This window comes from Neisseria sp. P0022.S010, assembly GCF_051956635.1.
The window spans coordinates 1-1,470 of the sequence record NZ_JBQCXF010000669.1 but is presented as its reverse complement, the minus strand read 5'-3'; the positions used below and the strand labels follow the sequence as shown (position 1 = coordinate 1,470).

Genomic DNA, 1,470 nt, shown 5'->3' with positions numbered 1-1,470 from the left:
CAATAAGATAAAATGGATGAATATGTGGATAATTATTTGTGGAAAACGACATGATTTAGGCCGTCTGAAAGGTTCAGACGGCCTTTTTATTGAACGCTTTATCTATTTTCTATCAGGCTGCCGGCAGCTCGTGAAAAGCGGTGGGCAAGTCTTCGTCATCGGCAAACTCAACCCATTCGTAAGCGCTTTCATCTGCCAAAACGGCACGCAACAGCGCATTATTGATGGCATGGCCTGATTTGTAACCTTCAAATGCGCCGATAATTGGATGGCCGACAATGTATAAATCGCCAATCGCATCAAGGATTTTGTGGCGGACAAATTCATCGGGATAGCGCAAACCTTCCGGATTCAAAACATCCATGTCGTCAATCACGATGGCGTTGTTCAAATTGCCGCCCAGTCCGAGATTGTGGGCACGCATCATTTCCACTTCGTGCATAAAGCCGAAGGTACGGGCGCGGGCAATCTCATCGATATAGGATTTTCCTGCAAAATCAATCTCAAAAGTAGGTGCGCTGCGGTTGAATACGGGATGGTCAAATTCGATGGTTAAATTAACTTTAAAGCCGTCATACGGCGTAAAGCGCACCCATTTGCCCGCTTCCTTGACTTCGACAGGCTTGAGGATTTTCAAAAACCGCTTTTGCGCCTTTTGATCGACAACGCCCGCATCTTGCAAAAGATAGATAAACGGCAGGCTGGAGCCATCCATAATCGGGATTTCGGGCGCGTTCAACTCAATCAGCGCATTGTCGATGCCGTAGGCAGACAGCGCGGACATGATGTGCTCGATGGTGCCGACGCGCACGCCTTTGTCGGTAACGATGGTGGACGAGAGGCGCGTATCGTTGATGAGGTAGGGCGTAAGTTTGATGGTTTCGCCCATTTCGCCGTCCAAATCGGTACGGCGGAAAGAAATCCCGCTGTTTTCAGGCGCGGGGTGCAGGGTCAGCGCGACCCGTTCGCCCGAATGCAATCCGACGCCGGTTACGCTGATGGATTTTGCTAAAGTTCGTTGCAGCATAAACCGCCTCCTTAGTAATCAGGTTTGATGTTTGGATAATACGATAAAAAGGAAAAAATAATCCATTATTTTTAATAGTATTTGCTAATATAGGCGTTTCAGAACCATAGATTTTTCAGACGACCTTTTGTACCGATAAAATTATCCACAAAATGACGTGCAATCGAAGTGAACAAATCTGATTTTATCCACAGAAAAATTCAAACGATTACAGATTATCCGACTTTGTTCTCACAAAAAACAGAACTTGAACGCAGCCTTTAAATGAAGACAACAATTTGATTATAAAACCAGTAATCAGGTTATCCACAAAACAGGGACGTACTCATCATAATCACCATTTTTTTAAATAATTACATATTAATTTTAAAAACAGGCTGGAATTTATCCCCAAATATGGGAGCGAACCGTACCAATCTGTATTTTCAGACGACCTATTTCAC

At 44.5% G+C, this 1,470-nt stretch carries 1 protein-coding gene; it reads right to left on the bottom strand.

Annotation, left to right across the window (positions count from 1 at the left end):
- Positions 1-112 precede the first annotated feature (112 nt).
- Complete coding sequence (gene lpxC / locus ACTHUT_RS20520; protein WP_250599309.1) at positions 113-1,027, bottom strand: UDP-3-O-acyl-N-acetylglucosamine deacetylase; 915 nt, start codon at positions 1,025-1,027, stop codon at positions 113-115.
- Positions 1,028-1,470 lie beyond the last annotated feature (443 nt).

Coding starts and splice junctions, on each gene's coding strand:
- lpxC (WP_250599309.1), bottom strand. CDS start 1,027: ATGCTGCAACGAACTTTAGCAAAATCCATCAGCGTAACCGGCGTCGGA.